This is a genomic window from Dietzia sp. SYD-A1, assembly GCF_015356725.1.
Lineage (GTDB): Bacteria > Actinomycetota > Actinomycetes > Mycobacteriales > Mycobacteriaceae > Dietzia.
Window position 1 is genome coordinate 1 of the sequence record NZ_JADDKI010000223.1, and the last position, 2,719, is coordinate 2,719.

At 71.2% G+C, this 2,719-nt stretch carries 4 protein-coding genes and 1 pseudogene; 1 reads left to right on the top strand and 4 read right to left on the bottom strand.

Annotated features, from left to right (window positions below; genetic code table 11):
• A pseudogene (locus tag IY392_RS09980) lies at positions 1–227 on the top strand (thymidine phosphorylase); the annotation flags it as partial.
• 140 nt (positions 228–367) lie between these two features.
• Here the strand turns inward: IY392_RS09980 and IY392_RS09985 are convergent.
• The 4 genes from IY392_RS09985 to IY392_RS10000 form a co-directional block, all read right to left on the bottom strand.
• Positions 368–1,588, bottom strand: coding sequence for a primosomal protein (locus IY392_RS09985; RefSeq protein WP_194861121.1), 1,221 nt, complete (start codon positions 1,586–1,588; stop codon positions 368–370).
• A gap of 57 nt (positions 1,589–1,645) precedes the next feature.
• Positions 1,646–2,017 carry a YbaB/EbfC family DNA-binding protein gene (locus IY392_RS09990; protein ID WP_194861122.1) on the bottom strand — a complete coding sequence of 124 codons (372 nt, stop codon included), beginning with the start codon at positions 2,015–2,017 and terminating at the stop codon, positions 1,646–1,648.
• Positions 2,014–2,289, bottom strand: a complete 276-nt coding sequence (locus IY392_RS09995; RefSeq protein WP_107755908.1) for a hypothetical protein — start codon at positions 2,287–2,289, stop codon at positions 2,014–2,016. Before IY392_RS09995 ends, IY392_RS09990 begins: the two co-directional genes overlap by 4 nt.
• The coding region (locus tag IY392_RS10000) for a C40 family peptidase (RefSeq protein ID WP_194861123.1) at positions 2,289–2,719 on the bottom strand (431 nt) is incomplete at its 5' end. The genes IY392_RS09995 and IY392_RS10000, both read right to left, overlap by 1 nt.

Consider the following 2,719-nt stretch of genomic DNA (forward strand, 5'->3'; position numbering starts at 1 on the left):
TCCCCGAGCCGTACCGGTTCCCCCTCGACCCGGCGGCCGGTGTGCTGCTGCGCCGGGTCGAGGGGGAACCGGTACGGCTCGGGGAGGTGGTGGCCACGGTTCACGCCGGGGACCCGGCGCGACTGCCCGCGGCGTGCGCCGAGCTCTCGTCGGCCCTGGGGATCTGTGGACCCGGCGAGGCTCGTGGACCGGCCGGGGTGGTGGTGGACCGGCTGCGCGGGTGGTGAGGCGCCGGCCCGCCGATTCCACCGGAAAACCGACCAGCCCATCGAGAAGAGTGTGTCGACCGCATCGGCCGAGTGGACATGTGCGGAACGCTCTTCTCGGTGAGTCCGGACCGGACCGGGCCAGGCCAGCCCGGGTGAGGTCAGGCGATGTCGGGGGTGGTCATCAGGCGTTCGACGTCGTCGACCAGGGCGCGCCATTCGCCGGCCTCGTCATCGAACGGGGCACTGGGCTCGAGCAGCCTGGCGTCGTCCGGGTTGAGGACGTAGTGGAGGAATCGGCGCAGCGCGGTCCCACGGCCGGTCACGGCGGCCTCGAGGCCGGAATCGCCCACGTAGGTCGCGAGGTCGGTGATCAGTTCGACCGCCAGTCCGAGCTGATCGGCGTCGACCATCCCGGGGCCGACCTCGATATCGCGGTCGAGACCGGCGAGAACATAGGTGTTGTCCTCGGTCACGTGGATGTCCAGGCTGCCGTCGGTCGCGGCGATCTTGACGCGCTCGTAGGTCGCCACGTGGCTGAGGGTCTCGTCGTCGTTGTCCGCCAGGTACCGGGCCAGTCCCCTGGGGCTGGTGAACACGTACGCCTGGTCACCGTCGCCGAGGAACACCGGCCGATCGCCCAGGTAGCACCGCAGGCTGAGGTACTCCTGGTCGGCGAAGACGATCTTCACGGGGTCGATCCCGACCGTCTCCCAGAGGGAGCCCTCCGGGTAGCCGGTCGGGGCGGCTTCGGGTTCGGGCGCGGGTTCGGGGAGCGCGGCCTCGGCGGCGTCCAGGTCCGCGCGTGCGCGGTCGACCTCGTCCGGCCGCACCTCGGGCGTGGTCATGACGTCCTGGATCGCGTCGAGAACGTCGTCCCAGCCCTTCGCGACGGTCTTGCGGATCGATTTCCACAGTTTCAGCCCGTCCCGCCCGTAGAACTCGTCCATACCGCGGGTGACCGCGGCCAGGATCGGGTTGCCGTTGAAGAACTTGGTGACCGTGTCCAGTTCGCACACCTCCCCGATCGAGCGGGCGATCGCGAAGGCCTGATCGATCTCGTCGACCGACGACTCCGTGGGGTTCTCACCGAGGAGTTCGAGTACTCCGACGAGGTCGTAACAGTTCTCCTCGGCGGCGCGGAACGCCAGGACGTCCGACGCCGCGAACCCGGTCCAGGAGGGGTGGTCCTGGAGGTCGTGTGGTGCGCCGCTCCGGACCAGGGCGAGGAGTTCGGCGGTCGAGTCGAACGCATAGAGGTCCTCGTCGAGCCCGAGGAACGCCTCCCAGTCGTCGTTGTCCTCTCGCCAACTGGGTGCCCAGAGTGTCGTGACGTCTCCCTCAGGGAGACCGAGCTCGATCGGGACGATGTCCTTGGCCATGCCGGTCAGCATATCCACGGCCCGTCACCGGGTGCCACGGCCCGCCCACGGGACTTCCTAATGGTCGCCTGCCGGCTCAGGGGACGGGCCTCCGGCCGGGGTCCGGTCGGTCTGCCTGCGGGCGGTGACCGCGAGCTCGACCGACCCCGAGACCAGTTCGGCCCGCCGGGTGTTGGCCCGGACGACCGCGCTGGACGTGGCCTCGAGGATGGCGGACGCCACGGCATCGCACCCGCGCCCGCGGAGTCCGGTCGCAAGTACCAACTCGATCACCGTGCCACCGGAATCGGCGGTGGCGGTCGCGATCCGGTCCCGACTCGAGGCCACCACCCGGAGGGACTCGAGTTGGTCGTGCGCGGACTCCCACTCGGCCGCGATGCCGCGGAGGCGGTCGAGAAAGGCATCGACGTCCAGCCCTCCGGCACTCACCCGGACCCCCCGTCCGGCTCGTCGCCCGCCCCCAGCCACTGCGCCCGGTCCCACTCCTGTCCGTCCCATTCCTCTTCGGCCAACCGGTCCAGGAGATCGCGGGCCTCACCCGCCGCGGCGGTGAGGGCGCGCAGCACCGCCCTCGCCACGTCCGCTGGTGGGCGGTCGAGCAGCCCGGCGGGCAGGGCCAGACCCACCGGCACACCGTCGGTACCGACCTCGGCGACGACGCCGGTCATCGGGTCGGTGTGGCGGCAGGTGTCGGGCGCCATCAGCCGGTCGGACGGTAGAACCCGTGGAAGGACATACCGATGTTGTCGGTGCGCAGCGCAGACACCGACACGGGGTCCCCGGCCTCGACGAGTTGGCCGTTGCCGATGTACATCGCGACGTGGCCGTCCCACACGGCCAGATCGCCCGGCATGAGGTCGGAGGCGGCCACCTGCGCACCCACGCCCTGCTCCTGCGCCAGACGCGGGATCTCCACCCCGGCATCCCGGTACGCCCACTGGGTCAGGCCGCTGCAGTCCAGGCCCTGGCCCGGGGTCGTGCCGCCCCACACGTACGGCACGCCCTGCTGGCTGAGCGCGTTGCGGACGGCTCCGGCGGCCTGTTCGTTGGGGGCGGTGGCCACCGAGCCGTCGGGGAGCACCACGTCGACGCCGCCTCCGACGACGCCTGCTCCCGCGGACCCTCCGGCGA